At 67.8% G+C, this 26,462-nt stretch carries 30 protein-coding genes; 4 read left to right on the forward strand and 26 right to left on the reverse strand.

The features are described 5' to 3' along the window. Positions 1 to 41: 41 nt before the first annotated feature. From IY716_RS05705 to IY716_RS05750, 10 genes are all read right to left on the reverse strand, one after another. Positions 42 to 1,160: a flagellar biosynthesis protein FlhB gene (locus tag IY716_RS05705; protein WP_218220597.1), complete on the reverse strand. Its 1,119-nt coding sequence runs from the start codon at positions 1,158 to 1,160 to the stop codon at positions 42 to 44. After that, positions 1,160 to 1,918: a flagellar biosynthetic protein FliR gene (locus IY716_RS05710; RefSeq protein WP_369699601.1), complete on the reverse strand. Its 759-nt coding sequence runs from the start codon at positions 1,916 to 1,918 to the stop codon at positions 1,160 to 1,162. The genes IY716_RS05705 and IY716_RS05710 overlap by 1 nt, the downstream gene beginning before the upstream one ends. Before the next feature lies 1 nt (position 1,919). Further along, positions 1,920 to 2,195 carry a flagellar biosynthesis protein FliQ gene (gene fliQ, locus IY716_RS05715; protein WP_218220598.1) on the reverse strand — a complete coding sequence of 92 codons (276 nt, stop codon included), beginning with the start codon at positions 2,193 to 2,195 and terminating at the stop codon, positions 1,920 to 1,922. Between the two features lie 2 nt (positions 2,196 to 2,197). After that, entirely contained in the window at positions 2,198 to 3,070 is an 873-nt protein-coding gene (gene fliP / locus IY716_RS05720) for a flagellar type III secretion system pore protein FliP (RefSeq protein WP_218221424.1), read from the reverse strand. Between the two features lie 95 nt (positions 3,071 to 3,165). Next, entirely contained in the window at positions 3,166 to 3,594 is a 429-nt protein-coding gene (locus tag IY716_RS05725; protein WP_218220599.1) for a flagellar biosynthetic protein FliO, read from the reverse strand. Continuing rightward, positions 3,595 to 4,404: a flagellar motor switch protein FliN gene (gene fliN / locus IY716_RS05730; RefSeq protein ID WP_218220600.1), complete on the reverse strand. Its 810-nt coding sequence runs from the start codon at positions 4,402 to 4,404 to the stop codon at positions 3,595 to 3,597. It lies immediately after the preceding gene. After that, a complete protein-coding gene (locus IY716_RS05735) occupies positions 4,401 to 5,324 on the reverse strand; it encodes a flagellar motor switch protein FliM (protein ID WP_369699602.1) in 924 nt (307 codons plus the stop codon). Before IY716_RS05735 ends, fliN begins: the two co-directional genes overlap by 4 nt. 71 nt (positions 5,325 to 5,395) lie before the next feature. Further along, positions 5,396 to 6,307, reverse strand: coding sequence for a flagellar motor protein MotB (locus IY716_RS05740; RefSeq protein ID WP_369699603.1), 912 nt, complete (start codon positions 6,305 to 6,307; stop codon positions 5,396 to 5,398). Beyond that, entirely contained in the window at positions 6,304 to 7,107 is an 804-nt protein-coding gene (locus tag IY716_RS05745) for a motility protein A (protein ID WP_218220601.1), read from the reverse strand. The genes IY716_RS05740 and IY716_RS05745 overlap by 4 nt, the downstream gene beginning before the upstream one ends. Then, positions 7,107 to 7,355: a flagellar FlbD family protein gene (locus tag IY716_RS05750; RefSeq protein WP_218220602.1), complete on the reverse strand. Its 249-nt coding sequence runs from the start codon at positions 7,353 to 7,355 to the stop codon at positions 7,107 to 7,109. The genes IY716_RS05745 and IY716_RS05750 overlap by 1 nt, the downstream gene beginning before the upstream one ends. A 145-nt stretch (positions 7,356 to 7,500) precedes the next feature. Here IY716_RS05750 and IY716_RS05755 point away from each other — a divergent pair, with 145 nt between their 5' ends. Next, positions 7,501 to 8,283 (forward strand): alpha/beta fold hydrolase, encoded by a 783-nt coding sequence (locus tag IY716_RS05755; protein WP_218220603.1) that lies wholly within the window; start codon positions 7,501 to 7,503, stop codon positions 8,281 to 8,283. A 106-nt stretch (positions 8,284 to 8,389) separates the two neighbouring features. On the opposite strand, the gene IY716_RS05760 is transcribed toward IY716_RS05755, so the two are convergent. The 16 genes from IY716_RS05760 to IY716_RS05835 all read right to left on the reverse strand — a co-directional run bounded on the left by IY716_RS05760 (position 8,390) and on the right by IY716_RS05835 (position 23,302). Next, positions 8,390 to 9,553, reverse strand: a complete 1,164-nt coding sequence (locus IY716_RS05760) for a flagellar hook protein FlgE (protein WP_218220604.1) — start codon at positions 9,551 to 9,553, stop codon at positions 8,390 to 8,392. 84 nt (positions 9,554 to 9,637) lie between these two features. Beyond that, positions 9,638 to 10,117 carry a flagellar hook assembly protein FlgD gene (locus IY716_RS05765; RefSeq protein ID WP_218220605.1) on the reverse strand — a complete coding sequence of 160 codons (480 nt, stop codon included), beginning with the start codon at positions 10,115 to 10,117 and terminating at the stop codon, positions 9,638 to 9,640. A 54-nt stretch (positions 10,118 to 10,171) separates the two neighbouring features. After that, the gene (locus tag IY716_RS05770; protein WP_218220606.1) at positions 10,172 to 11,947 is read right to left on the reverse strand and encodes a flagellar hook-length control protein FliK; all 1,776 of its coding nucleotides are present in this window, start codon (positions 11,945 to 11,947) and stop codon (positions 10,172 to 10,174) included. Continuing rightward, complete coding sequence (locus tag IY716_RS13885; protein ID WP_218220607.1) at positions 11,944 to 12,792, reverse strand: C40 family peptidase; 849 nt, start codon at positions 12,790 to 12,792, stop codon at positions 11,944 to 11,946. The genes IY716_RS05770 and IY716_RS13885 overlap by 4 nt, the downstream gene beginning before the upstream one ends. Next, positions 12,789 to 13,214 (reverse strand): flagellar FliJ family protein, encoded by a 426-nt coding sequence (locus IY716_RS05780; protein WP_218220608.1) that lies wholly within the window; start codon positions 13,212 to 13,214, stop codon positions 12,789 to 12,791. The genes IY716_RS13885 and IY716_RS05780 overlap by 4 nt, the downstream gene beginning before the upstream one ends. Then, entirely contained in the window at positions 13,211 to 14,563 is a 1,353-nt protein-coding gene (locus IY716_RS05785; protein WP_218220609.1) for a FliI/YscN family ATPase, read from the reverse strand. Before IY716_RS05785 ends, IY716_RS05780 begins: the two co-directional genes overlap by 4 nt. Then, entirely contained in the window at positions 14,560 to 15,243 is a 684-nt protein-coding gene (locus IY716_RS05790) for a FliH/SctL family protein (RefSeq protein ID WP_218220610.1), read from the reverse strand. Before IY716_RS05790 ends, IY716_RS05785 begins: the two co-directional genes overlap by 4 nt. Next, on the reverse strand, positions 15,233 to 16,264 hold the full coding sequence (gene fliG, locus IY716_RS05795) for a flagellar motor switch protein FliG (protein WP_218220611.1): 1,032 nt from the start codon (positions 16,262 to 16,264) through the stop codon (positions 15,233 to 15,235). The genes IY716_RS05790 and fliG overlap by 11 nt, the downstream gene beginning before the upstream one ends. Further along, positions 16,261 to 17,916, reverse strand: coding sequence for a flagellar basal-body MS-ring/collar protein FliF (gene fliF, locus IY716_RS05800; protein WP_218220612.1), 1,656 nt, complete (start codon positions 17,914 to 17,916; stop codon positions 16,261 to 16,263). Before fliF ends, fliG begins: the two co-directional genes overlap by 4 nt. Beyond that, positions 17,916 to 18,251 carry a flagellar hook-basal body complex protein FliE gene (gene fliE, locus IY716_RS05805; protein WP_218220613.1) on the reverse strand — a complete coding sequence of 112 codons (336 nt, stop codon included), beginning with the start codon at positions 18,249 to 18,251 and terminating at the stop codon, positions 17,916 to 17,918. Before fliE ends, fliF begins: the two co-directional genes overlap by 1 nt. Further along, positions 18,248 to 18,643 (reverse strand): flagellar basal body rod protein FlgC, encoded by a 396-nt coding sequence (flgC, locus tag IY716_RS05810; RefSeq protein ID WP_218220614.1) that lies wholly within the window; start codon positions 18,641 to 18,643, stop codon positions 18,248 to 18,250. Before flgC ends, fliE begins: the two co-directional genes overlap by 4 nt. After that, positions 18,643 to 18,984: a flagellar basal body rod protein FlgB gene (flgB, locus tag IY716_RS05815; RefSeq protein ID WP_218220615.1), complete on the reverse strand. Its 342-nt coding sequence runs from the start codon at positions 18,982 to 18,984 to the stop codon at positions 18,643 to 18,645. The genes flgC and flgB overlap by 1 nt, the downstream gene beginning before the upstream one ends. A gap of 573 nt (positions 18,985 to 19,557) precedes the next feature. Beyond that, on the reverse strand, positions 19,558 to 19,983 hold the full coding sequence (fliS, locus tag IY716_RS05820; protein WP_218220616.1) for a flagellar export chaperone FliS: 426 nt from the start codon (positions 19,981 to 19,983) through the stop codon (positions 19,558 to 19,560). A gap of 19 nt (positions 19,984 to 20,002) precedes the next feature. Then, positions 20,003 to 21,322, reverse strand: a complete 1,320-nt coding sequence (fliD, locus tag IY716_RS05825) for a flagellar filament capping protein FliD (protein ID WP_218220617.1) — start codon at positions 21,320 to 21,322, stop codon at positions 20,003 to 20,005. Between the two features lie 194 nt (positions 21,323 to 21,516). Then, entirely contained in the window at positions 21,517 to 22,341 is an 825-nt protein-coding gene (locus IY716_RS05830; RefSeq protein WP_218220618.1) for a flagellin, read from the reverse strand. 148 nt (positions 22,342 to 22,489) lie between these two features. Next, complete coding sequence (locus tag IY716_RS05835) at positions 22,490 to 23,302, reverse strand: sigma-70 family RNA polymerase sigma factor (protein ID WP_218220619.1); 813 nt, start codon at positions 23,300 to 23,302, stop codon at positions 22,490 to 22,492. A gap of 318 nt (positions 23,303 to 23,620) precedes the next feature. Here IY716_RS05835 and IY716_RS05840 point away from each other — a divergent pair, with 318 nt between their 5' ends. From IY716_RS05840 to IY716_RS05850, 3 genes are read left to right on the forward strand one after another with little or no spacing between them, the layout of a single operon-like run. Beyond that, positions 23,621 to 24,085, forward strand: a complete 465-nt coding sequence (locus IY716_RS05840) for a flagellar protein FlgN (RefSeq protein WP_218220620.1) — start codon at positions 23,621 to 23,623, stop codon at positions 24,083 to 24,085. Positions 24,086 to 24,131: 46 nt separating this feature from the next. Beyond that, entirely contained in the window at positions 24,132 to 25,559 is a 1,428-nt protein-coding gene (gene flgK / locus IY716_RS05845; protein WP_218220621.1) for a flagellar hook-associated protein FlgK, read from the forward strand. A gap of 13 nt (positions 25,560 to 25,572) precedes the next feature. Next, entirely contained in the window at positions 25,573 to 26,460 is an 888-nt protein-coding gene (locus IY716_RS05850) for a flagellin (protein ID WP_218220622.1), read from the forward strand. Positions 26,461 to 26,462: the final 2 nt, after the last annotated feature.

A 26,462-nucleotide genomic window follows, 5' to 3' on the forward strand; every position in this document is an offset into this window, starting at 1 on the left:
CACCCCGAGCGGGACGGCCACCTTTGAGAGGTTGTTGAGCTTCACGGTCGTTTCTCCTTGGTCCCGACGGGGGGCTGACGGCGGGCGGCGGGCACGGTGTGGACCCCGGAGACGCTGCCGCGTTCCTTGAGCGCCATGACGAAGGCGAGAACCTGGGCCACCTGGGTGAACAGCTCCACGGGGACCTCGTCCCCCAGGGAACATTCAGCATGCAGCGCGCGGGTCAGGGCGACGTCGCGGACCATCGGCACCCGCTTGGCCGCGGCCTCCTCGCGCAGACGCAGCGCGATGTTATCGGTGCCCAGCGCCACCACCTTCGGCGCCGCGAACCCCGGCTGGTAGGAGAGCGCGACGGCCACGTGGGTGGGGTTCACCAGCATCACGTCGGACTCCCCCACTGCTGCGATCATCCGGTTCCGACTCATCTCCAGCGCTCGGCTGCGCCGGTGCTGACGCACGAGCGGATCGCCGTCGGTCTTCTTGTTCTCATCCTTGACCTCCTGCTTGGTCATCCGCGTGTGCTTGCGGTTGCGCCGCGAGACCACGAGCAGATCGATCACCGCCAGTCCCACACCGGCCAGGATCGAGGCCTGCAGCAGCGAGACCGTCCCACTTCCTGCGGCACTGAGCATGGAGGAGACTGGCAGCAGACCGGCGTTGAGCAGCAGCGGCATCAGGGAGCGGATGACGTACCAGAGCATCAGACCCACCACCAGGGTCTTGAGCAGCGCCTTGGCCCCCTGCCACAGGGCCTGAAGACCGAAGGTGCGCTTCAGGCCTTTGACCGGGTCCAGGTGCTCACCCTTGAGTGCGAACTTCTTGAACGTCACGCCACCCTGGAGCACCGCGCCGGCCAGCACCGCCAGGACGACGGCGCCCAGCATGGGTCCCAGCGTCAGCGCCATGGACCCGCCTGCCTCGGCCAGGGCGGTGACGGCCACGGCCGGATCGGGGGCGTCGATGACTGCTTTCACCGCACCGAGCTGCGCCTGGCCGGCCTCCCGGCCAGCCTCGAGCACCCAGGGCATCGCGGCGGTCGCGGCACCGATGCCCAGCCACGCGGTGAGGTCCTGGGAGCGGGAGAGCTTGCCCTTCTCCCGAACCTCCTTCATGCGCTGCGGCGTGGCCTTCTCGGTCCGTTCTCCGGTGGGCTCTGACATCAGATCACCCCGCTGAAGGACCGCAGGGCCGACTGCACCAGGGTGGAGACCGCCGCCGGCAGCACTACGAACACCGTGCCGGCCAGGGTCAGTGTGAGGAAGATCTTCAGCGGGAAGCCCAGTGAGAAGGCGTTCAGCGCGGGGGCGACCCGGGTCAGCAGACCCAGGCCGGCGTCGGCGAGAAAGAGCACCACCAGCAGCGGTCCAGCGATCTGCACCGCAGCCATGAACATCTCGGAGAATCCAGTGACCACGTTCTCCGCGAGCGCGGTCAGACTGATCTCCGCGCCCAGCGGCAGCGCGTCGAAGGAGCGGAAGAGCCCGGCCAGGATCAGCTGGTAGCCGTCGGAGGCCACGAGCAGCGCGATCGCGGCGAAATGGAAGAGCCTGGTGAACTGGGCGCCGTTGATCTGGGATCCCGGGTCGAAGGCCATCGCCAGCTGGAAGCCTCCGAAGAGGTCGATCAGTCCACCCGCGGACTGCACGGCCGCGAAGAGCAGCATCACCAGAAAGCCCAGCGCGGCCCCCGCCAGGATCTCCAGCAGCAGCGCGGCGATGAAGCCCCCGGTGTCCAGCGGCACATAGTCGGCGACGGCGCGCGGCGCCACCACCAGCGCCAAGCAGGCTCCCATGGCTGCCCGGATGCGCATCGGCACCGAGCCGTGCGAGAAGGGCGGCGCGATGACGATGAAGGCGGTCACACGCACGGCCGCCAGCATCGTGGCCTCCAGCCAGGTCAGCGGCAGGGTGAACTCCACGTCATCCGCCCCCGAGCAGGGCCGGTATGCGCTCGAAGAGAGTATGGGTGAAGCTCACGATCTCGGAGATCATCCAGTGTCCGCAGACCACCAGCGCGATGCCCACGGCGACCGCCTTGGGCACGAAGGACAGCGTGATCTCCTGGATCTGCGTCATCGACTGGAACAGCGAGATGGCGAAGCCGACCACCAGTGAGGTGATCAGCACCGGGGCCGAGAGCTTCGCGGCGACCACGAGCCCAGCCAGCCCGATGTCGAGCACGGCGTTGGTATCCATGCCTAGCCACCTCCCGAATAGCTGCCGACCAGGGCGGTGATGATGAGTCCCCACCCGTCGACGAGGATGAACAGCAGGATCTTGAAGGGCAGCGAGATCATCACCGGCGGAAGCATCATCATGCCCATGGACATCAGCGCCGAGGCGACGACCAGGTCGATGACCAGGAAGGGCACGAAGATCACAAAGCCGATGATGAACGCCGCACGGAGCTCCGAGATCATGAACGAAGGAATCAGGGTGGTCAGCGCCACGTCCTCCGGGGAGCCGGGGTTCTCCAGGTCGGCGGCCCGGGTCATCAGCGCGATGTCCTCCTCGCGGGTGTGCGCGAGCATGAACTGGCGCAGCGGCTCGGATCCCGCCTCGAGCGCCTCGGTGAACGTCAGCCCGCCGTCGGTATAGGGCTGCACGGCGAGCTCATTGATCTCGCTGAGCACCGGGGACATGATGAACAGCGAGAGGAACAGCGCCAGCCCGGCCAGCACCTGGTTCGGCGGGATCGAGGGCAGCGAGAGGGCATTCCGGGTCAGTGCGAGCACCACGAAGATCTTCGTGAAGGAGCTCATCATCAGCAGCAGCGCCGGCGCCACCGAGAGCAGCGTGATGGCGATGAGTGTGACCACCGCGGAGCTGGGCGTGCCGTCCGGGCCGTTGATGTCCACGGAGAGGCCGCCGCCACCTTCTCCGCCCTCGCCGTCCTGTCCTGCATCGCCGCCGTCGTCGTCTCCGGGGGCGGGTGCGGGCTCCCCCGGAGCTGGCTGTTCCGGCGGGTCCACCGGGGTCGCCGAGGCTGTTCCGGAGGAGAGCCACAGTGAGGCTCCCACCGCGAGGACCAGGAGCAGGACCAGCAGCACCTTCCGGCCGAGCTGTCGCAGCTCGGGTCCTGCTGTCGGCTCGGGTCCTGCTGTTGGCTCGGGTGCCAGCGCCTGGGCCAGCGTCGACGCGAGGACACTCGTGTGCGCGGCAGCGTTCACTGCGTGGGGTCCTGGTGCGGATCCTGGGTGCGGGAAGGGGACTGGCTGCCGACCCGGTCATGACCGGTCCTGCCCTGGGCGAGCGCGACGGCGGAACGCAGCTTCTGCTCGAAGCCGCGGCTCACGGCGGAGTAGCGTCCGGCGGAGCTCGCCGCGGCCGCCTCCACGGGCAGAGGATCGGGAGCAGGGTAGCTCTCGAGCAGGGTGACGCTCTGCTCAGCGACTCCGATGACGTAGCGGTGATCATCGATGTCCACCACGGCCACTGAGGACTTCTGTCCCAAGGCCTGGCGTCCGATCATCGTGACCGCGTGCGGGGTCGCTGAGGTGGTCCGTCCTGACCAGCGGCGGTTGATGAACCAGATGAGCCCCAGGACAGCGGCGAGTGAGACCGCGACCCTGAGGATCAGGAAGAAGCTGTCCACTCAGGCAAGGCCTTCCGCGGAGTCGAGGATCTTGGTGATGCGCACGCCGTAGTCCTGATCCATCACCACCACCTCGCCCTGGGCGATGAGCCTGCCGTTGAGCCGCACGTCGGCCGGGGCTCCGGCGTTGCGGTCCAACTCGATGACCGCGCCCGGCTCCATCGCCAGCACGTCTCGGACGGAGACTCGGGTGCGCCCGATCTCCACGGTCAGCGCCATCTGCACGTTGTTGAGCCGACTCAACCGGGAGGTGACGTGCTGATCGGGGTGCTGCGCCGCCGTCGTCGTGCCCTGGCCGCTCTGGGTTCGGCTGTCGGTCGCGGTGGCTGAGGCGGGTTCACGCAGTCGCAGCGCGAACCAGCCGACGCCCCGATCATCAGCGACGAGCTGGAAGAGCGCCGTCTCGCTGTCCTGCAGCAGCGCCGGCGCTGCGCTGGCGGGCACCGTGGAGAGCACTCCGGCGCCCAGGACTCCGGTGGCCGCCTCGAAGGCCGGGCGCAGCACATCGTCCAGGGAGACGAGCTTCGGGTCCAGGTCGGCGGCGTCGCCGAGGATCGCGGTGTCCACGTGCACCGCGAGGTCGGCGGAGATGCTGCCGACGAATGCCGCCACCACGAGGTCTGCGGCACCGGCCAGCGCGGCGAGGTCAGGGGTTGCGGAATCGCCGTTCGCAGCACCGGCTGCGTCCTTCCACGGGCGGGCCGTGACGGGGACGCTGACCGGCAGCGCTGCGGACAGCGCCTCGGCGGCAGAGGCATGCAGGATTTGGGTGTCGGCGTGGCCGGACTCGGTCTTCTGGGGCGAGCTCATAGTGTGTTTTCCTCAGTGGAGACGACGACGGCGGCGATCCGCCCGGCATGGGAGCCAGCGGCTGCTGTGCCCAGCCGCTGACCATCCACGGTCAGATTCAGCGGGCGGTGGGAAGGGTGCGGCAGACGCAGAACGTCACCCACCGAAAGGTTCAGGATCTGTTCGGGGGTGATCTGGGCATCATTGACGCTGAGCGCCAGCTCCATCGGGACATGCACGATGTGTTCGTGGAGCAGCTCCACGGCGTGACCACCTGTGTCGATCGGGTTCTCCTCGCCCAGCTGCGGGAGGACCGCGTCCCCCGGGAGCGCCACGGTGGCCAACAACGAACGCTCCCCCACACGGATGGAGAAGGCGGCGACCAGCATCAGGTCGGACTTCGTGGCCGCCTGGGCGAACTGGGCGTTGTAGTGGATCGCGTCCACGGTCACCGTGCTCTTGAGCAGCCCGCCGAGTGAATAATGCAGATCCTCGAGAGTCTCCGTGACCAGGTTCCGCACGAGCGTCTGCTCGATGCCGGTGAACTTTCGCTCCTCGACATCGACCGCGTGCGGGCTGCCGAGGATATGGGAGACCCAGTTCAGCGCGCCGGCGGCCGGGAACTGAAAAACAGCTCGCGCATCGAGTCCCTCGATGGCGCAGAGCACCATGGCCGTGGTGGCGGGGAGACGGGCGATGTAGTCGTCATAGGTCTGCATCGTCACCGATTCCAGCGTGACCTGGGAGAGCACCCGGACGCGGGCCGTCAGCTGGGTGCCCCACTGGCGCGCGAACGTCTCGAAGGCCAGCTCCAGCGTGCGCGCGTGTTCGCGGGAGAGCGTGGTGGGACGACGGAAGTCATAGGGCACCGGCTCGTCCGCCGAGGCAGGGGTGCTCACCGGCGTCGCATCATGCGACGGCGGCAGAAGCGTAGAGGACACGTCGGCCACTATCGGAGACTCTGACCTGCCGGTTAGCGGATGGGGGAGACTATTTTTCTGACCAGTGTCTCCTAGGCCTCCTCCGCGGCCTCCGCCAGCCCGGGGAGCAGCTCACGGATCTGTTCTGGCTCATCGGAGAGCACCGTGACATCCACCCTGCGATTCAGCCACAGCCGCTCATCCACCGGATGGGCGTCGCCGTAGCCCACGGAGATGATCTTGGTGGCGTCGACCCCACCGACCTCGACGAGTTCGCGCAGCACTCCCGTGGCACGGCTGGCGGAGAGCTCCCAATTGGTGGGGTAGGGCTCCACGGGTCGGCGCACATCGGCGTGGCCTCCGACCTCGAAGAACCGCTTCGTGGGCGCGAGCACCGGGGCGATGGCGTCGATGACCTCCTGACCCTCGTCATTGAGCGTGGAGCTGTTGGGGTCGAAGAAGGTCTCAGCCCCCACCAGGCGCACCGTGAGCCCACGCTCGTCGAGGACGAATTCGGCGCTGCCCTCATGTCCCGCGTCATCCAGCCGCTGTTGAAGCTTGCGCTGCAGCTCCCGAAGATCCTCGATCTCCGCCTGCGCCAAGGCGACGCTGTCCTCGGTGGCATCCTCGATCAGCCCCTGCTCCGCGGCCTGGCTGAGCTCCGAGGAGGGGCCCTCCTGGTCGACGATGGCAGGCGGCACCACCACTCCGGAGGCGGTGTCCACGGTTTCGCTGCTCTCGGTGCCAAATCCGGTGGCCAGCGAGTTTCGCAGCTGCTCGTACTTGCCCTGGTCCACGGTGGACATCGCGTAGAGCACGATGAACAGACACATCAGCACGGTGACCATGTCCATGTAGGAGGCCATCCAGCGTTCCTCGCCGCCGCCATGTCCCGAGCCGCCGGACCCTGACGAGCCGCGTCCGCGACGTCGCGAACCGCGGGCCGTCCCACCCTGTCCGTGGGCTGAGGAGGATCGGCGGACCGGTGAGCCCGGGGAGCTCACAGCGCCTCGTTGAGATCCGGCGCCGAGGTCGACGTCGCGGGCTCGGCGCGCAGCTCGTGAGCGGGGACCATCGCCCTCAGTCGTTCACCGAGCAGTATCGGCTGATTGCCGTCCTGGATCGCAAGCAGACCTTCCATGGTCAGTTCCATGCGCTCCTGCTCGAGCTGGGCCAGGCGACCCAGCCGCGCCCCGATGGGCAGCCAGATGAAGTTCGCCGAGACCAGCCCCCACAGCGTGGCGACGAAGGCGGCGGCGATCATATGGCCGAGCTCATCGGGCTCGGACAGGTTCTCCAGGACGTGGGTCAGTGAGACGACGGTTCCGATGATGCCCACTGTGGGCGCGTAGCCGCCCATGGAGCTGTAGAACCGGGAGGCCACCTGGGAGGTGGCGTCCTTGGTGGCGATGTCGTCTTCGAGCTGCTGGCGCAGGGAGTCCCCGTCCACGCCGTCGGCCAGCGACTGCAGGCCGCGCGCGAGGAAGGGGTCCTCCTCCAGCTGCGCTTCGGCTTCGAGGGCGAGCAGCCCGTCGCTGCGCGCGACCTCGGCGAGTGAGACCAGCCTGTCGATGCGCTCCTCAGCCGCTGCCACGCGACCGGTGAAAGCTTTGGGGAGTGCTTTGACTGCCAGGAGTGCGTCGCGAAGCGTGCCGCCGGCCACTGCGACGGCGATGGTGCCGAAGAAGACGAGGATCATCGGCGCCGGCAGCAGGATGGAGCTCACGTGGGCGCCCTCGAGGAAGAGCATCGCGAACATGGCGCCGAAGGCGAGGAGCAGTCCGAGCAGAGTTGCGGGATCCATCAGACCATCCTGGGTGGGGGCTCAGCGGGCAGGTGGGTTGATGCGGACGAGGCGCTGGTCGAAGCGGCCGCGACCACGCGAGCGCGGAAGCCGACGATCAGACCGATGACGTCATCCATCGGCTCACGCACCACGTATCGGGCGCCATTGACCATCAGCAGCACCGTGTCCGGGTGCTCCTGGATGCGCTCGAGCAGATCGGGATTCACCGCGAAGCGGGATCCGTTGAGCCTGGTCACGACGATCATCAGCACGTCCTTTCAGGACACACTGTCGGCTGATCCGAACGCTTCGTTAGCCCCCACCAGGGGTCGTCATCAGCGCATCGAGCATGACCCGAGGCCTCACCCCGCTCGGAAGTGAGCTCGCCTCCCCCATCCCTACAATGGTGAGATGAGTCTTCACCACGTGCGAAAAGGCGACGGAAGCCCCCTGCTGCTGGTGCACGGTCTCGGGGCGGGCCTGCAGTCCTGGGATCCGATCATCGACGAGCTGGCCGCGCACCGGGAAGTCATCGCGATCGACCTGCCCGGATTCGGTAAGACGCCGCCGCGCTCTGGTGAGGTCTCGATCGCCACTCTCGCCGATTCGGTCGCACAGTTCATCGACGAGCAGGGGCTGGAAGGCGTAGCCACTGCCGGGCAGTCGATGGGTGGGCGGATCGTGCTTGAGCTCGCCAGACGCGGGGTCGGTGGTGACACCGTGGCGCTGGACCCTGGGGGTTTCTGGAGCGAGCGCGAGCTGGCGGTGTTCAGCTATACACTTCGGCCCTCGATCTCTCTGGTCCGTGCTCTGCGCGGTGCCCTGCCGGCGCTGCTGGGGAATCGCGTCAGTCGGTCCGCGCTGCTCGCACAGTTCTCGGCTCACCCGTGGTCGCTGACGCAGAAGACTGTGCTGCCCGACCTGCTCGGGCTGGCCGATGCTCCGGCGACGGATGCAGCCATGGATGCGCTCACGAAGGGACCCAAGCAGCAGGGCGCTCCGCTCGGGTCCGTCCCCGGTCGCGTCACCATCGGGTGGGGACGTCGCGACCTCGTCACCGTTCCGCGGCAAGCCCATCGGGCTGTGGCGGCGTTCCCCGATGCGACCCTGCACTGGTTCCCCCGGTGCGGACACTTCCCGCAGTGGGACGCGCCGCAAAAGGCCGTGGAGCTCATCCTCAACGGCACGCACTGACACATAGGGTGCACCCGATGGAGGCTTCCCGCCCTGGCCCGAACCGCAGTTCGGACCAGGACCGGATCCTCTCTCATGCGGGAGACATCACGAGTCCTCCAGGGACTCAGCGCTTGAGGTTGGTCAGCTCCTGCAGCACCTCGTCGCTGGTGGTGATGATGCGCGCGTTGGCCTGGAAGCCACGCTGGGCCACGATCAGGTTCGTGAACTCCTGGGAGAGGTCCACGTTGGACATCTCCAGCATGCCTCCGGCGAGCGTGCCCACTCCTGCCGCTCCTGGTGCCATGAAGTCCAGTGCCCCGGAGTTGGCGGTCACGGTGTAACCCGAGCTGCCGAGCTTTTCGAGTCCGGCAGGGTTGCCGACCTGACCCAGCATGATCTGCGCGATCGGCTGCTGGGCGCCGTTGCTGAAGCGACCGGTCAGCGTGCCGTCGGCACCGAGGGTGTAGGACTGCAGAACCCCTGCGGCAGTGCCGTTCTGTTCGCCGATGGACGCGGTGTCCAGGCCTGCGTAGCCGGTGAGGCCGGCGAGGTCGACCTGGACGCCGCCGACGTTGACGTTCGGCCCGGCAAGGGTGCCGTCGGCATTCTGCGTCAGCGCCGTACCCCCCGGGACCCCGGGTCCGGTGACGTTCCAGCCCGTTCCAGTGCGGGTGAAGCTCAGCTGCAGCGTGTCGCTCGAGCCGTCGGCGTTGAAGATCTCCCGGTCCAGGGTTTTGGTGGTGCCCACGGCCGCTTCACTGGGGAGGTTTCCGTCCACGGCGGCAGTGGTGGTCTGGGTGCCGGGCGCGGTCAGGCCCACCGGGAGCACGATGTCCTGGAGTGCACCTCCCGCGGGGAGCTGACCGTTCGCCGCCATGCGGCCCTGCACGATGCCTCCGTCGGGGCTGACCAGTCGACCCTGCGCGTCGAAGTCGAAGGTGCCCGCGCGGGAGAGGATCTCCTGGCCGCCCTTGCGCAGCACGAAGAAGCCGTCTCCGGAGATCATCATGTCGGTGGCGCGGCCGGTGGACTGGGCCGAGCCCTGGGTGAAGTTGGTGGCTGTGCCGGCGACCTGCACGCCGAGGCCGACCTGCGCCGGGTTGCCTCCACCCATTTCCTCGGCGGCACCTCGGGCGCCCTGGGTCATCTGCGAGAGAGTGTCCTGGAACTGGGTGCTCTGGCTCTTGAAGCCGGAGGTGTTCACATTGGCGATGTTGTTGCCGGTGGTGTCCAGCATGGTCTGGTGCGAGCGCAGACCCGAGATACCTGAGTTCAGTGAGCGAAGCATGTGCGTGCCTTTCGGTGAGAGCTGGAGCGTGAGATTGAAGCGTCGAGGGTGGAATGGAAGCAGGATTGGTCAGCAGATGGCGGGTCAGTCCTGCGCATCGACAGCTGCCACGGCGGCGATGCTGGAATAGGGGTGAGCGGTGCCGTCGATGAGCACCTGCGGCTCGCCCTCACCGAAGGTCACTGAGGTGACGATGCCGGTGACAGCAGGATCTGCAGGCGTCGGGGACGTGGTCACGCTCTGCCCGATGAGCGCAGCGGCTGCCGTGCGCTGCCCCACGCCCAGCGCGCTCTGCTGTGACTGGGCCAGTGCGGAGAGCTGCTCCATGGAGGCCAGCTGAGTCGTCTGCGCGATCATGTCATTGGTGTCCATGGGCGAGCTGGGATCCTGATTGGTCAGCTGGGTGACCAGCAGCTTCAGGAAGACCTCCCCGTCCATGGTCTGTTTCAGCTCACGAGGCGCCTGACTCGGATCGGTGCCGGCGCGGCGGGCGGCATCGATCGACTCGGTCTCTATCGAGGCTGAGCGGCTCGGCTGAGCGGCGTCTATAGGCGTGATCGGCATCTGGTCTCCTGGGGACTGTGGCAGTGAGGTGTGGGTGAGGATTCGGCGGGCTGTTCAGGCCATCAGGTCAAGCCCCACAGGTTGCGGCGCCTCGGACAGCAGGGCGGAACCCACGAGTCGGGGGATCGCCGCTGCCCCGGGGGGCTGGTTCAGAAGCTGTTCGGCGCTCGGGTCACGCTGCTGGTCTCCCGGTTCTGAGTCCCCAGTCGGCTGGTGACCCGCAGCGGGGTCACGTGAGCGTTCCCCCATCGGCGCGTCTCCACGCGGCTGACCCGAGGAGGACGACGGCGGGTCCCCCTCCCCGAGGCTCACCTGACTCGAGCCCAGACCGAGCCCGGCAAGGTCACGGCGCAGGTCGGTGAGCATCCCGCGCAGCGCCTCGCGCCCCACGTCCTGGGGAGCGAACAGCTCGATCCGCATGGCGTCACCGCTGATGCTGGCACGCACCGTGACCGGGCCGAGGTTCTCCGGGGCGACGTTCACCGTCAGCATCTTCTCCCCCGCCGGGCCGGTGGCCAGCTGGGCGATGGGACCTGCCAGCTGTGCCTGCAGCGGTGGTGCGGCGGGGGCGGATGGCTGCGCTGCCGCTGCAGGTGCCGGCGCTGCTGTCGGCTGGACGGCTCCCGCCTGTGGCATGGGCGCTGGAGCCGATGTCGGAGTGTTGGTGGTGCCGCTGGCCGGGGCGAGTGGCGTCTCACCTGTGACTCCGGCCGGCACCCCGGTGCCAGGAGTCTGATTATTCGACATCGTGACATCCGAAGGAGGCAGCGTCGGTGCGTGCGCCCCGGTGGAGCCCGCCGCACTCCCCTCCCCTGTCCCAGTGCGCACCGAGGCATGGACCGCAGCCTCTTCCGGGGCCTGCTGACGTGAAACCTCGAGTGCGGAGGTCGAAGGGTCAGCACCCTGGTGCACACGGGTGTCCCGCCCCTCCGGGAAGTTCTCGGCAGACTGTTCGGCGCCGGGAGCTGTGGCTTGGTGCGTGGAGGAAGCAGGAGGCGTTCCCCGAGCCGCGAGCTGCTCTGCAGAGACGCCGGCACCTTCGCCCTGCCGAGCGGGGGATCCTGCAGGCACCTGATCCGGTCCGACCCGAGCATCCGGCCGGACGCTCTGACTCGCACCGGACACCGGCTCCTCACCGGCTGGTCGGCCAGAACCGTCGGCCTGGCCGTCCCGCGCCGACTGCGCAGCGGGATCTTCCACGGCGGGCATGGCGGGCTGACGCGTCCACGTGGCGTGCTCGGCATCTGCGCCGAGCTGGTCTGTGCCGAGCTGGTCTGTGCCTGCGCTGGGCTCGACCGCTGCCGCTTCGGTCCTCGCGTCCTCCACCAGCCCTGACGCGATTGCAGAAGTTCTGACGTCCGTGGTCTCGGTCCCGGACGTTTCAGCCACCTCGGTATCGGCGGCAGCAGTCTCGGCGGATACAGAGCTCTCGCCGGCCATCGCGGGGATCGCCGATTCGAGACTGACTGTCCCTCTGACGAGGTCCAGGTCGATGACCGGCGCAGCGGTGTTTCCGTGCTGTGCCGTCGAGCCGGAGACCTCGACGGTGGGGCCCAAAGCCGCTGCGAAGAAGGCGGGGATGCCGGTTCGCCGCGGAGTGGTCGGCTCATTCGGCACTGGTGTCTCCGCGCCTGCTCCTGCAGCGCTGTCGGCGCTGTCGGTCTGGCGCTGCGGCTGCTGCGGGTGCTGTCGGGCGATATCGAGCACCTGTTCGAAGGCGTGCTGAGGCGCAGCCTCAGCTGAGAATCGGCCGGCCTCCGCGCCGCTCCTCCGCGAGGCGGGCGCGAGCTCCCGTGCGGGTGCGGAGATCAGATTCATCGGTCCGGTCATGAGTTCGCTCCAGACCTGGTGCGCGGCGAAGCTTCGAACTGTGATCGCTGGGCAGCGGCGATCTCGCCGTCGCTCCGGGGAGAGGAGGCCCCCGGGGCGTCCACCACTCGCCGGATGGTGAGGATATCGGCGTCACGCTCAAACATCTCCCGGATCTCCACGTCCTTACCGGGTTTGGGAGCATGCAGAATCTTGTTGTCCCCCGCGTAGATCCCGATGTGGTCCCCGTTGCGGGTGACGATCAGATCGCCCGGCCGCGCCTGTGCCAGCGTCGGGATCTCGGTGCCTGTCTTCAGCTGGTCGTAGGTCACTCTCGGGACCTTCACGCCGAGGTCCTTGAACACCAGCTGCACGAGACCCGAGCAGTCCAGTCCCACATCGGGATTGGTGCCGCCCCATACATAGGGCACGCCCAGATACTTCTTCGCCTGAGCGACGACGTCGCTGCCGTCCACTCCGCCAGACCGGGAACCAGGCCCGGAGCTGGACCCAGACTCAGACCTCGCAGTTCCCTGGCTGCGCGACGCCGAAGCCGCTGCGGCACCGTTCGCCGCGGCTGACCCGGAAGCCCCTGCCGAAGCAGACCCGCCCGTCGGGCTCGCGGCCCCGCCCGATCCTGCGGCGGGTCCAGCCCCGGTGGAAGTACCCGTGAGGCTGCGCATCACAGCACTGAAATCAGTGCCGCTCGTGCTGGTCGGGTCGGCCAGGACGCTCTGCAACGCCCCGTTCTGTGCGGCGGACGTCGCGGCTGCCGATGCCGTGCTGGTCTGGCGCTGCGCGCCGGAGACCTGGGCGATCCTGCTTTCGATCTGCCCGACCCTGCCGATGACATCGGTGAAGCTCATGCCCGCCTTCTTCCCTGGTGTCCGCGCTGGGCGGCCTCGTCCAATCGCGCCTGTTCTGCGCTGAGCTCGGCGCGAGCCGCCGCCTGCGCGTGGCGCTGCTCCAGCTTCTCCACGATCACGGCGTCGCGCCGGGCGTGGTGGTGCTCCTCCTCGGCGCGATCGGCCGTGGCCTGCAAGGCGGCGAGGTGGGCCTGGACCTCGGTGAGCATGCTGCGGTTCGAGGCGCGCGCCGCGGCGAGCGCGAGCAGGTCCGCCCCGGTGGCCACGTCTTCCTGAGTGGCTGCGGCTGCGTCAGAGACCTGTTGGGCTCGTCGTCGTCCGCGGGTGAGGTCTGCGTTGGCCACCGCGAGCTTCCCTGCCGCGCCGGCTTCCTTGAGGTCGCGCAGGCGTTTGAGCCCGGCCAGTCCGAATCCACGGCTCATGAGGTGCCTTCCCAGCGTCGAACGAGCGTGCGGAGGTGGTCCCAGGTGACGGCCAGCGGGATGCTCTGATCCAGGCCTTGGCGCAGGAACCCATCGATGGCGTCCTGATGGTCCACGGCCGCATCCACGGCGGCATTGGCCCCGCGCTGATAGGCCCCCACGTCCAGGAGATCTTGTGCCGCACGCCGCGCGGCCAGCACACGGCGCAGCGAAGTGGCAGTGGCCGCCTGCTCCGGCGTGATGACGCGCCCGGCCACTCGGGAGATGGAGCCCAGCACGTCGATCGGCGGATAGTGGCCTGCTGCGGCGAGGGCGCGATCCAGGACCACGTGGCCGTCGAGGATGGACCGGGCCGCGTCGGCCACCGGTTCGTTGTAGTCGTCGCCGTCCACCAGCACGGTGTAGATGCCGGTGATGGTTCCGGCGGCGTCGGTGCCGGCGCGCTCCAGAAGCCTGGCCAGCAGAGAGAACGTGGAGGGAGGGTATCCGCGCGTGGCAGGCGGCTCGCCCGCGGAAAGCCCGATCTCGCGCTGCGCCATGGCCACCCGGGTCAACGAGTCCATCATCATCAGCACGTCCTGGCCCTGGGCGCGGAAATGTTCCGCGATCCTGGTTCCGGTGAACGCTGCCCGCAGGCGCATCTGTGCCGGTTCGTCGGAGGTCGCGACCACCACCACGGAGCGGGCCAGTCCAGCCGCCCCGAGATCATCCTCGAGGAACTCGCGGACCTCACGGCCGCGTTCACCGACCAGCACGATCACGTTGACCGCAGCCTCGGTGCCGCGGGCCACCATGGAGAGCAGCGAGGACTTGCCCACGCCGGATCCGGCGAAGAGACCCATCCGCTGGCCGCGTCCCACGGAGGCCAGCGCATCGATGGACCTGATGCCCAGCTGCAGCTGCTCGGTGATCCGGCGACGGCTCATCGGGGTGGGGGGAGCCTGCTCAAGCGGGACCAGGTCATGAGGCCCCAGCGGACCCCTGCCGTCCAAGGGGCGGCCCAGGCCGTCAAGGACGCGACCGATCAGCCCTGCACCGACCGGGACCAGCGCCGGGCCGGCGGCCCGCTGCACCTCGTCGCCCACCGCCACGCCTTCCAGCGGTGCCAGCGGCATGCAGCGCAGCACGGAACCCTCCGCGGCGACGACCTCCGCGGGAATGCTGGCGGCTCCGATGCTCAGCAGCGTTCCCACTGGCACAGCCGAGCCCGACCGAGCCAGTGCCTGCGGGCTCTGAAGGCCTGTCACCTCGAGGCTCAGCCCAAGGATGCGGCTGACCCTGCCCGCGATCACCGGGCGCGCGGCGGCAAGCATCCTGGCCTGGGCTGTCACCATCATCGAGACGCTCATCGTCCCTGGCCTTCACGGACCTGATGGGCCTGACTCTCGTGGTCCTGCTGGGCACGGTGGGCCAGCAGAGCTTCCCGGCAGCGCTGCAGCGCCGCGCCGATCCTGGCGTCCAGGAATCCTTCGGGAAGGTCGGCGACGGCGTCGCCGGGTCGAAGCTGGGCATCGGGCACGATCCGGACCCCTGCCTGCGCGGCGGCCCCTTCGGGCAGCTGATCCGCCGTCTGCGGGTGCATGCGGACTCTGCTCACGTCTGCAGGCTCCAGGTGACCCAGCACGCGAGCCAGGGCTGCCTGGGCCGAATGCTCTCCGTGGAGCAGCTCGGTGCCCACGATCTCCTCCGCGAGCTCCAGTCCAGCCTCGACCAGGATGGTCTCAACCGAGGTCACCACGGGTGCGACCTCCCGATGGAAGGCCTGGGCGGCACCTCTGAGCGCGGCCGTCGCAGCGAGCACCTCGGCCGCGGCTTCCTGCTGGGCGGTCTCGGCCGCCGCCTGGATCCGCTCGCGCTGGCGCCTGGCGGCCTCGGCCGCGGCGCGCATGCCTGCCGCATATCCGGCCGCGTAGCCGTGGGTCTTGGCTCCCGCGTAGATGGCATCGGTCGGCCCAGGGCCGCCGTAGTTTCCGAAGTCCAGCAGGCTCACCGGCGGTTCCTCTGCGGTGCGGGTGGTCTCAGACGACAAGGGTGTCCTCCTCCTCCACGCGCTGGATGGCGATGCCACCTTCCTGTTCGAGCTCGCGGATCACCCGGACGATGTCGGCGCGGGCTTCGTCCACCTGGGACATGCGCACCGGCCCCAGCGAGCGCATCTCCGCATCGAGGAGTTCCCGATTTCGCTCGGTGATGTTCTCCCGGGCGACGCGCACCACGTTCTCGGGGGCGCCCTTGAGCGCCAGGGCGAGGCTCGAGGGGTTGATTCCGCGGAGCACCCGCTGGACCCCGCGGCGGTCGAAGCGCACCAGGTCGGCGAAGGTCAGCATGCGGGACTTGACCTCCTCCGCGAGTTCCTTGTCTTTGAGCGTGAGTGATTCGAGCAGCTCCCGCTCCACCGTCACGCTGGAACGGTTGATGATCTCCACCAGCGGGTCGATGCCTCCGACGGCGGCCAGCGGCTCCGTCGGTGCCACTGCGGCACCCATGCGGGACCTCAGCACATCGGCCACAGTGCGGACAGCGTCGGGAGAGGCGGGGCCCATAGTGGCCAGGCAGGTGGCCACGTCGGTGCGCCGGTCGGGTTCGACTCCGGCGAGCACCGCAGAGGCCATGTCGGGCTTCAGATGGGCCAGGACGAGCGCGACGGTCTGTGGCAGCTCATCATCGAGCATGACGCTGATGTGTTTGGGGTCCACCGCCTCGAGGAAGTCGAAGGATTTGCCGGCCATCGTCGAGGCCAGTCGGTTCATCACGGCATCGGCCTGCGCGCTGCCGAAGGTGTCATTGAGCAGTCCGGCCGCGAAATCGCGTCCGCCGCGCGGCAGCGGTGCCCCTGAGGAGATCGCGGTGAAGACCTCGGTGACCACTTCCTCGGCGATGCTGCGGTCGACCCGGCGGAGTCGGACGATCTCGGCGATCACCTCGTCGGCCTCAAACTCGGAGAAGTGCCGCAGCACCTCCGAGGCCTGGGCACGCTCCATCTGCATGAGCACCAGGGCGACCTTCTGTGTCCCGGTGAGGTTCTCAGCGGAGCCTGGGGAGGGGGTCATACGCGGCTGTCCTCTTCCATGAGTGCACGCAGATGCTCTGCCATGCGAGCCGGGTCCTGGGAGGCCAGTCCATTGAGCTCTGCGCGCTTGCTGTGCGCCTGATCCCGCGGGTCCCATTCCGCCAGCTGCGACTCAGTGGGTTCGTCTGCGACCACTCGTGGAATCGATGCTGTGGCGTAGTCCCCCGGTGCTTCCAGCACCGGGGCGGCCACCTCCTCAGTCGGCTGCAGCGCCGCCATCCGCCCCGCGGTGATCTCACCGGTGGGGAAGGGCTCGCCCAGATCGACCAGTTCACGAGACTGCCGGCTGCGGCGCATGAACAGCGCGATGGCCAGGATCAGGAGCAGCAGGAGCACTGCGGCTCCCCCGATCGCCATGGTCTGCAGCCAGGCGGCACGACGCTCGGCCTCGTCGGCGGCTTCCGCGGCGGCGAGCGCCTCGGCTGCGGCGTCGGCATCGGCCGTGCTGAACGGCACCAGGGAGACGCTGACCTGATCACCGCGGGCCTCATCGACGCCGGCGGCGTCACTGACCATGGTGGTCAGGTCGGCGACGTTGAGCCCTGCCGCTGCGGCGTCGTCCACGGCGACGGACACCGACTGGGTGGTGAGCTCTCCTGCCGGGATGGACCGGTTCTCGGTGACCTTGTTGACCGCGTTGCTGCGATCGGACTCCTCGGCGTTATAGCTGCCCTCGCCCGCCTGCTCATTGGGCACTGCAATGTTGTCGGGTCCCAGCACACCTGCCGCTCCCCCACCGGTTCCTGTGTATTCCTCGGTTCGGGTGGATTCGCTGAGCGCAGGGGCGTCCTCGGGCTCTTCGAAGACTTCCTCGAGGCGCTCGGCAGACTCCAGAGACATGTCGGCCGCCACGGCCACAGTGGCGTTCCCACGCCCCACGACCCGATCAAGCATGGTCTGGACGGCGGTGCTGACCCGCTCCTCATAGTCACTCGCCTGCTGCGTGCTTCCTCCGGCCGCGCCGACTCCCACTGCAGAGAGCAGAGTTCCCTCGGCGTCGACCAGGGAGACGTTCTCGGGGTCAAGCCCGTCCACAGCGGCCGCGACGAGGTGGACCACGGACTGGATCTGGTCATCGCCGAAGGTGGCGCCCGGCGCTTCCTGGACGAAGATCGAAGCGGTGGGCTCCTGGGCGGAGTCGACGAAGACCGTCTCCTCCGGAATGGCGAGGGTGACCGAGGCCTGCTCCACAGCGTCGATGGCCTCGATGGTGCCGGCCAGCTCGCCCTCGAGCGCCCGCTTATAGGTGACGTTCTGTTGGAACTCACTCGAGGTGACTCCCATGTCGTCCAGCAGGGAGTACCCGCCCGTGGAGGCATTGGGCAGCCCGTCGGCCGCGGCGTTGAGCCGCGCGTCGTAGACCTGCGCCTCGGGGACCATCACCGAGGTTCCGCCGGCGGTGAGCTCATAGGGGACGCCGTCGGTCCGCAGCTGTTCCACGATCGCGGAGGCATCGGCGGGGTCCAGTCCGCTGTAGAGCGGAGCCATTCGAGGCTGAGACATATAGGTGCTCAGCGCGACGCCGCCGAGGACCAGGACAGCGACGCCGATGATCGCGATGGTGCGCTGGGCGATGGTGAATTCGCGCAGCCGCTGACCCAGGCGGGCGAGCGGGGCTGGAACCTGCGCCATCAGGCCTGCATCCTCATGATCTCGTTGAACGCCTCAACCCCGCGGTTGCGGACCGTAGCAACCATCTCCAGGGCCACGGAGGCGCGCGAGGAGGCCAGCGTGGCCTCATGCATGTCGGTGAGGTCCCCGGTCAGTGCCTTCACCCCAAGGTCGCGAGACGTGGATTGCAGGGACTGCACCTCATCCATGGCTCCACCGAGGGTGGCGGCGAAGCTGCCCTCGGGCGCCTCGGCTCGCTGGGTCTGGCCGGTGGCTTGGGCGGCGCCGGCGGCGGGTACATAGCCCGTGCCGGAGACGGCGGCGACCCCTGCTGCGGGGGCGATGCCTTCGATCATCGGTTCTGTCCGATCTGGAGTGCGGCTTGGTAGGTCTCTTTGGCGCGATCCACCACGGCCGCGTTCATCTGGTATCCGCGCTGAGCCATGATGAGGCTGCCCATCTGCTCCGCCATGTCGATATCGGGGTAGCGCACGTAGCCGTCCTCATCTGCCAGTGGGTGGTTCGGCTCGTGGGTCATCCGGCCTTCGGCGTCGCCGTATTCAACACCCGCCACGTGAACGCCCTGCCCTGCGGCGTCGGCCTGAGCGTTGACATAGCGCGCCTGGAAGGCCGCCTCATCGGTGGCACGCACAGTGTTGACGTTGGCGATGTTGTCGGAGACGGAATCCAGCCATTTGCGATGGACGGTCAGAGCAGTCCCGGCGATGCCGATCGCATCCAGAGCCATCAGTTGCTCCTCAGGGCGGTGCGCATGCTGTTGAACTGGCCGCCGGCCGCCTGGGCGGCGAACTGAAAGCGCAGCACCGTGTCGATGTTCGCGAGCGTCTCAGTGTCGAGATTGACGTTGCTCCCATTGAGCCGCGTGGGTTCCAGGGAACGAGCCTCGGTGGCCTGCACCTGGCCCTCGCCTTTGCCCACGGAGGATGCGAGGGCGTCTTCAAAGGCGACGCGGCGGGACTGGTATCCGGGGGTGTTGGCGTTGGCGATGTTGTCGGCGATGGCGCGTTGGCGCATGGCCAGACCGTCCAGCGCGCTGGAGAATGCGCGCGAGGTCACGGAATCGAACACTGCTCCCCCTCAGGGCACCTTGAATCGACAGCGGCCGATCCGTGGCCTCAAAGGACGAGCAATCCATGCTCACTGGACACTTTCGGCAGCCTTCAAGAAACCGTAAGGGTTCTGCAAAGATTTCTTTCAGCGAGTATGAAGAACTGGGAGAAATGGCAGAATCAACCGCTGGTATCGAGGTATCTGGCTTCGCCTGAGTCACGCGGTGGAACCTGCCGGAGGGCGCTGAGCTGGCGTCCGACGTCGAGCCTCGCCGCCCGCGCCCGCTCGTTTGCCTGGGCCAGCGCATCCAACACGCCGCGAGCACGTTCCTGGAGCTCCCCAGGAAGGGGGCCGGCGAGAGGTGGTTCCGGGGAATGCAGTTCATGGGGCTGACGCGGGTCTTCACCGTCCTGGGAAGGGGCGACGGGATGGCCTGCCTGCGCGGCCCAAGACTCGAGCCTGGTCAGGTAGAGCTCCCAGTTCAGGAGATTCTGCCCAGATTCACCAGGCCCCGCACTGTCCGACGCGGCACTGTCCGACCTGGGGTTGTCCGGCAGGGGCCTATCCGACATGGGACTATCCACCACCGCGCTATCCGACCCCAAGGACTCCGCGAGGCTGCGCGGCGGGCGAGGCGGCCAGCGAAGCCTCTGCGGCCTCATGCCAGGTGGCGCGCAGCGGCTCGAAGATCTCGATGATGCTTCGGGTCTTGGCCGAGTCACGCCGAGTGTTCGCGGCGATGAGCTCCGCCGTGGCGAACGCGTAGAGCGCCTGAAGCTCCCTGCCGCCGTCCCAGACCGTGGTGTCCAGCGAGGAGGAAAGCTCGGCGATTATCGCCTGGGCGTGGACGAGCTGGGCGGAGGCCTCCTGCCAATTCTGCTGCTGCTGTGCCGCCTCGGCACGGTTCAGATCCAGCATCAGTCGGTCATAGAGCATGGTGAGCAGCTTGGCCGGGGACGCGGAGAGGATGGCTTCGCGGTTGAACTGGCTGCGGGCCCGGTGGAGGTTCTCATACATCACGGCAATCACGTCCTGATCAGGAGTTGTTTCGGGAGGAGGAGGCCTGTGGCAGAGAAGCGAGCTGCGAACTCAGATAATCCATCTGAGAGTTGAGGCTCTGCATCTGCACCTCCAGGGCGGCGTAGGTGCGCTCGAGCGTGGCGCGCCGGTTGGCAAGCCGGTCATCCCACTGCTCCACCTGGTCGGTGAGCCTGTTGGCCAGGCCTTCCTGGCCCGTGATGCGCTGCGTGATCTGACCGTCATAACGGTCGGAGAGCTCCGACGCCACGCCGTTGATCCGGCTGGCGAGCTGAGCCACCGTGGCCTCGACGCCTGCGGGGTCGGCAGCCAGCGCCGCGGCGAACTTCTCCTGGTCAAAGGTGAGTTCACCGTCGCGGGTCACTGAGATCCCGATCTCAGAGGGCGAGCGGCCGTCCACGGGGCGGATGACGGCGTCGCTCATCCGTTGCTGGGCACTGCGGACCGCGCTGTCTCCGGTGAGCACACCTGCCGAGGTGCCGCCGTCGCCGGTGGTGGAGACCTTGGAGTTGGTGCGGATGTAGCTGAGCACGGAGTTCACCGAGGCCACCAGGGATTCGGCGGTCTTGGTGGAGGCTTCGGCGTCGCGCTCCACGGTCAGCGTGACGGGCGCGGCGCTGACGGCGGAGACCTGGACATCGACCCCGGGCATCAGGCCTTCGAAGGTGTTGGTCGCGGAGGTGACGCGCTGTTCGGCGGCGGTACCGGCCCAGAGCGTGATGGCGGCATCGGCTCCCGCGCTGGTGACGGTGCTGCCCAGCGCGCTGCCACCCACGGTGAACGCTCCATCGGCTCCGGTGGAGGCGGCGGATAGCTGCAGCCGGTGGGTACCATCTCCCACCGGGATCTTTACGGCGGAGACGCCCGCCTCGGAGGCATTGATGGCCTTGACCACGTCATCGAGGCTGGTGGAGTCAGCAGTGATCGCCGTGGTGGTGCCGTCGCTGGAGGTGATGCTGAATGCCGTGGTGTCCCATTCCTCGACCGCATCGGTGACGAGTGTATGGCGCGCCGCGGTGCTCTCCACGGTGAAGTCGAGGCTTCCAGCGGCGGCTGCGGAAGTCGTGGTGACAGTGACCGAGTCGCTGCTGGACTGTGCGGTGAACGCCCGCAGCGCGCCAGGCTTCGCGATCTCTGCCGAGCTTTCGGCCGTGGCGGCCACCCGTGTGTTGAGACCCTGCAGGGCGGCGACGAAAGTGTTGGTCTTGGCGGCCTGGCGTTGGAGCAGCTGCTGCGGGACGGCCTCGACCTGCATGAGACTCTCGATCAGCGCGGCAGAGTCCAGACCGCTGGCAAGTCCGGGAAGCGCGATGGACACTGGTGGTCTCCCTGCTGGTGGGGGGGGGTGCTGTGGGGGTGACGTGGAGCGCGAAGCCCACGCTGAAGATTGGTGCTGAGATTCAGACGGCGGTGCGGCCGCGCCGGAACTATGCTGTCCCGACGCGGCCGGACCACTGTGACCTGCTCTTCAGCTCGCTGCTGAGCACAAGACCATCAGCGAGCTGAACTCGATCAGCCGAGGAGCTGCAGGACGCCCTGGTTCGACTGGTTGGCCTGCGCCAGCATGGCGGTGCCCGCCTGGGACAGGATGTTCGAGCGGGTGAAGTTGACCATCTCTGCCGCCATGTCCACGTCGCGGATGCGGGACTCCGCAGCCGAGAGGTTCTCCCGGGACACGTTGAGTGAGTTGATCGCAGACTCGAAACGGTTCTGCACGGCACCGAGGTCCGAACGCGCGCTGGAGACGTTCTGGATCTCAGTGTCGACGATGCCGATGGCGCCCAGCGCGCCGGCGGCGTCTTCAACGTTAATCCCTTCCAGTGCCGTGACGACGGTGCTCAGATCGAAGCGGTTCAATGAGATCTGATCGGCCGCCGCGTCACTGCCAGCTCCGACCTGGAAGGTAAGGGCATCCCCAGTGTTGAGCAGATCGATGCCGTTGAAGTTCGTGGTCGCCCCGATACGAGTCAGCTCCTCTGTAAGCGCTGTGATCTCAGTTGAAATCGCAGTGCGGGAGTCGACGTTGTTCGAGTCGTTACCTGCCTGCACCGCGAGATCACGCACGCGCTGCAGGATGGAGTGGACCTCGGTCAGGGCGCCTTCAGCGGTCTGGATGACCGAGATGCCGTCCTGAGCGTTGCGAGCTGCCACGCCCAGACCGTTGACCTGGGAGCGCAGGCCTTCCGAGATGGCCAGGCCGGCGGCGTCGTCGGCGGCACGGTTGATCCGCAGGCCCGAGGAGAGCTTCTCCAGGGACTTGGAGAGATCGTTCTGAGTGTTGGAGAGGTTGCGGTGAGCGTTCAGCGCCGCAACGTTGGTGTTGATCTGCATACCCATGGTGATTCCTCCATGAAAGTGGGTGTGTATCTGTGGTGGGTCCATCCATGGACTCCACACACCCTTATCGGCACGCTTCGAAGATGCCGTTAGTGCACGATCAAAAATCTCTGCCTGTCACGCCGGAGGACCAATCTAGGGCCGAGGATCAGGCCTCGGCGAGCGGAGCCGGCTGCAGCTCACGGGCACGCTGCAGGATCCCGCCGAGGGTCCGCTCCCCCAACTCGTGCAGGTACTGATCCCGGCGACGCGAGCTGGTCTTGGGCGAAGACACGGGCACTTCAGCTGCGCTGTAATGGGTCTGCAGGCCGTCACGGAGCAGCTTCATCGCCTCGGAGCGCTGCTGGGAGACCGCGGAATGGGTGATCCCCAGGTCCGCCGCGATGTCCTTGACCGTGGCTCCCTCGAAAAAGAGCTGGGAGACGATGAGCCGCATCCGCTCAGGCAGCGTCTCGACTGCTGCGCGAAGCATCGCGGTCTGCTCGGCCTCCACGAGCTCCTGCTCAGGGGTTCGACCCTCGGTCACCAGGTAGTCCGACATGTCCGTCTCCAGCGCCACCACGCTGCGCGAAGCGTCCTGCTGCGTGGCGGCGACGGCCTTCTCCTCCACGCCCAGGGCCGCCGCAAGCTCGGTCACGCTCGGCGCGCGGCCAAGTGCTGCAGTGAGGGTCTCTTCCACGGTCTTGAGTTCGCGGATCTTCTTCCGTGACCCGCGGCCTGCCCAGTCTGCTGACCGCATGTCATCAGCGAAGGCCCCGACGATGCGACGGCGGGCATAGGCCCCGAAAGGCACTCCGAGAGCTGGATCAAAGGCATCAGCGGCAGTGATAAGAGCGATTGACCCCACTGAGGTGAGATCCTCACGCGAGAGATGAGTGGCCTTTGCACACATGTCGGAGACCAGATAGCCGACCAGCGGCAAGTTCTCCACGACAAGTGCGTTGCGCGCGCTACGATCCACTGCAGACGTCCCCCACAATTCCTGCTAGAACCGCACCCCCATGCGGTGAAGAAACTTGCGATGAAACGTCCTTCTGGATGCTCCATGATCAAAACCTTAGTTTCTCCTGATAACGAATAGTAGCTGACTGATCGTTACCAGTCCATGACCTGAACATGACCTGTATGGAAACAGTGTTGAGGAAGTACGCGAAGATACTTCACTCCGGGGCTAACCACCGCGGATCCACCGCCGATAGACTCTGGTGACGGGCTGCCGAGCACCCGGCCCGACGGCATCGTCGGTCACCCGTCATAAATGGAAATCGGGGGACCCGACATGTCTGTCAATGCACTCTCCACGCGACTGTGGCGTGAACGCGAGCTGCTCGACCTCCTCCAGTTCAAGCTCGAGGAGCAGCAGCTCCTTCTCATCTCCGGCAAGTCCCAGTGGGTGGGCCATGCCGCACGCGAGATCGAGACAGTTCTGGAGAAGCTGCGTGAGGCCTCGCTGAGCCGCGCCGTCGCCTCCTCCTGGGTGGCCGCTGAGCTGGGTCTGCCCGATGACGTGACGCTTGCCCAGCTGTCCGCGGCGGTCAACGATCCGGCATGGCGCGAGGTGCTGACTCAGCACCTGCAGGCGCTGCGCGCCTCTGCCTCGAGCATCACTGCGCTGCGCGACACCAACTCCACCTACCTGCGCTCGGCCCAGCGCGCGGCGCAGGAATCCCTCGCCGCGCTGGACCCGGAACCCTCAGGACCCGACGGCGACAAGGGACCCCGCCTGCTCGACACGAGCCTGTGAGCAACGTCGAAACACGGCAGAGACACTTCAAGACTAAGGACACCGCGTGAGTACATTCAGCGGATTGAACACCGCATGGACGGGGATGACCGCCGCCCGACGCTCCATGGAGACGGCCGGGGCCAACATCGCCCACGTCGGCGTGGACGGCTACACCCGCCAGCGCGTCGAGACCTCCTCCGTGACGGCGAGCTCCTCCATCGGTCGGCTCGCCGGTCCGACCCTGCCCGGGCAGGGTGTGACCGTGACCGGGATTGCCCGGCTGGCGGATGCACAGCTCGACGCGCGGGTCCGCGGCACGGCGGGAATCGGCGGCCAGGCCGAAACCGTGGCAGCAGGGTTAGAGACCCTGGAATCCAGCTTCCGCGAACCAGGTACCGATGGCCTCTCCGCGCGGTTGAGCGACTTCTGGGCCGGCTGGGATGACGTCGCGAATCAGCCGGGCAAGCAGGCGCCCGCCGCCGTCGTGATCGCGCGCGGCGCTGCGGTGGCGGACCACCTGGGACAGCTGCACGGCGAACTGACCCAGCAATGGACCGCGCAGCACCGGGGGCTCAGCGCCGAGGTGGCAGAAGTCAACGCCACTGCCGAGCGTGTGGCAGCACTGAACGGTCAGATCCGCTCCACCGCTGCGACCGGCGGCAACGCCAACTCCCTGATGGATGAGCGTGCCCAGCTCACCACGAGACTCGCCGAACTCACCGGCGCCACGGTGCGCCAGCAGCCCGACGGCACCTCGGATGTGCTGGTGGGCGGGACCCCGCTCGTGGCGGGAACCAGCGCCCGGGCGATGGAGCTCACCGGTGGCGCGCGCCCTCAGGATGGTGAGGCTCCCACCCTCGGATGGACCCACCGTGCGGCGGGCGATCCGGCCAGCACGGTCAATGTTCAGTCCGGTGTCCTGTCCGGACGTCTCACCATGCTCGCTGCCGCCGAGACTGACGGCACGGGCGGCCCGATCGCCGTCACACTGCGGGCGCTCGACGGCATCGCCACAGATCTCGCCGCCAGGGTCAATGCGGTCCAGGCAGAAGGCCTCACCACGGCCGGCACCCCCGGCGGCGCCTTCTTCGCGATCGATCCCACGCGACCGGCCGCCAGCCTGCGGGTTCTGGCCGCAGGAGCAGCGGACCTTGCGGCCGCAACCCCGGGCGGCGGTGCCCTCGACGGTTCCAATGCCGCGAAGATGGCGGCCCTCGCGGAACTCGGCGATGGGCCCGACGCGCTGTGGTCCCGGCTGGTCATCTCCACCGGCACCACGGTCCAGAACGGCGCGCAGTCCGCGGTCAACGCTTCCATGGCGCTGGTCTCAGCACTGGAGCAGCAGCAGTCTCAGGCGGGAGTCTCCCTCGATGAAGAAAACCTCGCACTGGTGACCCATCAGCACGCGTACCAGGGCGCCGCACGCGTCCTGACCGCCGTCGACGAGATGCTCGACACCCTGATCAACCGCACCGGCGTGGTCGGACGCTAGAGAGGCTGAAACTATGTCCATCACTCGAGTGACCCACGGCTCCACCGTTGCCGCCGCGCAGCGGAACCTCCAGGCTGCGATGCAGCGCCTGGCATCCACCCAGGACAAGGCCTCCACGCTCAAGGAGATCTCCCGTCCCAGTGACGATCCGGGCGCCGCTGCGGAGGCCATGGCGGTGCGGGGTGCACAGCGGGCGGCAGAACAGCACAGCCGGAATGTGGACAACGCCAGCGGCTGGCTGACCACCGCCGACACCGCGCTGAGCACTGCCACAAACCTGCTCCACCAGGTCCGGGACGTGGTGATGTCCGGCGCGAATCAGGGCGTCCTGCCACCGGCAGCCCGAGAGGCTCTCGCCGTGCAGCTGGACAATCTTCACGGCGAGCTGCTCAACGCGGCGAACTCCCAGTACATGGGGCGCAGCGTGTTCGCCGGCACCTCGGACGCGGCCTCCGCCTTCGAGGCGGACGGGAGCTTCAACGGGATGCCCAACTCCTCCGTGACGCGCCGCATAGGTGAGAACACCACCGTGCGAGTGGACGCCGACGGCGCGGCGGCCTTCGGCCAAGGGGCCAGCAGCGTCTTCGCCCTGGTGAAGGGGCTCGCCGAGGATCTCCGTGCCGGTGATCCGGTGTCCGCGCGGCTGGCCGAGGTCGATGAGAAGCTCAACAGCGTGCTCGCTGCCCAGGCCACCATCGGCGCCACCCATGCCTCCGTACTGACAGCCGAGAACGCACTGGCGGGCCAGAAGGTGGCCCTGGAGGCTCGACGCTCCGGCCTCGAAGACGCCGACCTTGCCGCCGTCGCCCTGGAGCTGCAGACTCAGGAACTGGCCTACCGTGCGGCGCTGTCCGCTTCGGCCAAGGTCATCCAGCCCTCCCTGATGGACTACCTGCGATGAGG

Origin of the sequence: Nesterenkonia sp. Act20 (assembly GCF_019173455.1) — a bacterium.
Taxonomy (GTDB): Bacteria; Actinomycetota; Actinomycetes; order Actinomycetales; family Micrococcaceae; genus Nesterenkonia.

What these genes read in the sequence shown, in the direction of transcription:
- IY716_RS05745 (WP_218220601.1), bottom strand. Translation starts at nt 7,107, where the DNA reads ATGGATCCCGCAACTCTGCTCGGACTGCTCCTCGCCTTCGGCGCCATG.
- IY716_RS05785 (WP_218220609.1), bottom strand. Translation starts at nt 14,563, where the DNA reads ATGAGCGTCTCGATGATGGTGACAGCCCAGGCCAGGATGCTTGCCGCC.
- IY716_RS13885 (WP_218220607.1), bottom strand. Translation starts at nt 12,792, where the DNA reads ATGAGCTTCACCGATGTCATCGGCAGGGTCGGGCAGATCGAAAGCAGG.
- fliE (WP_218220613.1), bottom strand. Translation starts at nt 18,251, where the DNA reads ATGATCGAAGGCATCGCCCCCGCAGCAGGGGTCGCCGCCGTCTCCGGC.
- fliG (WP_218220611.1), bottom strand. Translation starts at nt 16,264, where the DNA reads ATGACCCCCTCCCCAGGCTCCGCTGAGAACCTCACCGGGACACAGAAG.
- IY716_RS05830 (WP_218220618.1), bottom strand. Translation starts at nt 22,341, where the DNA reads ATGGGTATGCAGATCAACACCAACGTTGCGGCGCTGAACGCTCACCGC.
- IY716_RS05770 (WP_218220606.1), bottom strand. Translation starts at nt 11,947, where the DNA reads ATGACCGGACCGATGAATCTGATCTCCGCACCCGCACGGGAGCTCGCG.
- IY716_RS05760 (WP_218220604.1), bottom strand. Translation starts at nt 9,553, where the DNA reads ATGCTTCGCTCACTGAACTCAGGTATCTCGGGTCTGCGCTCGCACCAG.
- IY716_RS05850 (WP_218220622.1), top strand. Translation starts at nt 25,573, where the DNA reads ATGTCCATCACTCGAGTGACCCACGGCTCCACCGTTGCCGCCGCGCAG.
- fliS (WP_218220616.1), bottom strand. Translation starts at nt 19,983, where the DNA reads ATGTATGAGAACCTCCACCGGGCCCGCAGCCAGTTCAACCGCGAAGCC.
- IY716_RS05750 (WP_218220602.1), bottom strand. Translation starts at nt 7,355, where the DNA reads ATGATCGTCGTGACCAGGCTCAACGGATCCCGCTTCGCGGTGAATCCC.
- fliN (WP_218220600.1), bottom strand. Translation starts at nt 4,404, where the DNA reads ATGAGCTCGCCCCAGAAGACCGAGTCCGGCCACGCCGACACCCAAATC.
- flgC (WP_218220614.1), bottom strand. Translation starts at nt 18,643, where the DNA reads ATGGCTCTGGATGCGATCGGCATCGCCGGGACTGCTCTGACCGTCCAT.
- fliF (WP_218220612.1), bottom strand. Translation starts at nt 17,916, where the DNA reads ATGGCGCAGGTTCCAGCCCCGCTCGCCCGCCTGGGTCAGCGGCTGCGC.
- IY716_RS05840 (WP_218220620.1), top strand. Translation starts at nt 23,621, where the DNA reads ATGTCTGTCAATGCACTCTCCACGCGACTGTGGCGTGAACGCGAGCTG.
- IY716_RS05765 (WP_218220605.1), bottom strand. Translation starts at nt 10,117, where the DNA reads ATGCCGATCACGCCTATAGACGCCGCTCAGCCGAGCCGCTCAGCCTCG.
- fliQ (WP_218220598.1), bottom strand. Translation starts at nt 2,195, where the DNA reads ATGGATACCAACGCCGTGCTCGACATCGGGCTGGCTGGGCTCGTGGTC.
- IY716_RS05755 (WP_218220603.1), top strand. Translation starts at nt 7,501, where the DNA reads ATGAGTCTTCACCACGTGCGAAAAGGCGACGGAAGCCCCCTGCTGCTG.
- IY716_RS05705 (WP_218220597.1), bottom strand. Translation starts at nt 1,160, where the DNA reads ATGTCAGAGCCCACCGGAGAACGGACCGAGAAGGCCACGCCGCAGCGC.
- IY716_RS05780 (WP_218220608.1), bottom strand. Translation starts at nt 13,214, where the DNA reads ATGAGCCGTGGATTCGGACTGGCCGGGCTCAAACGCCTGCGCGACCTC.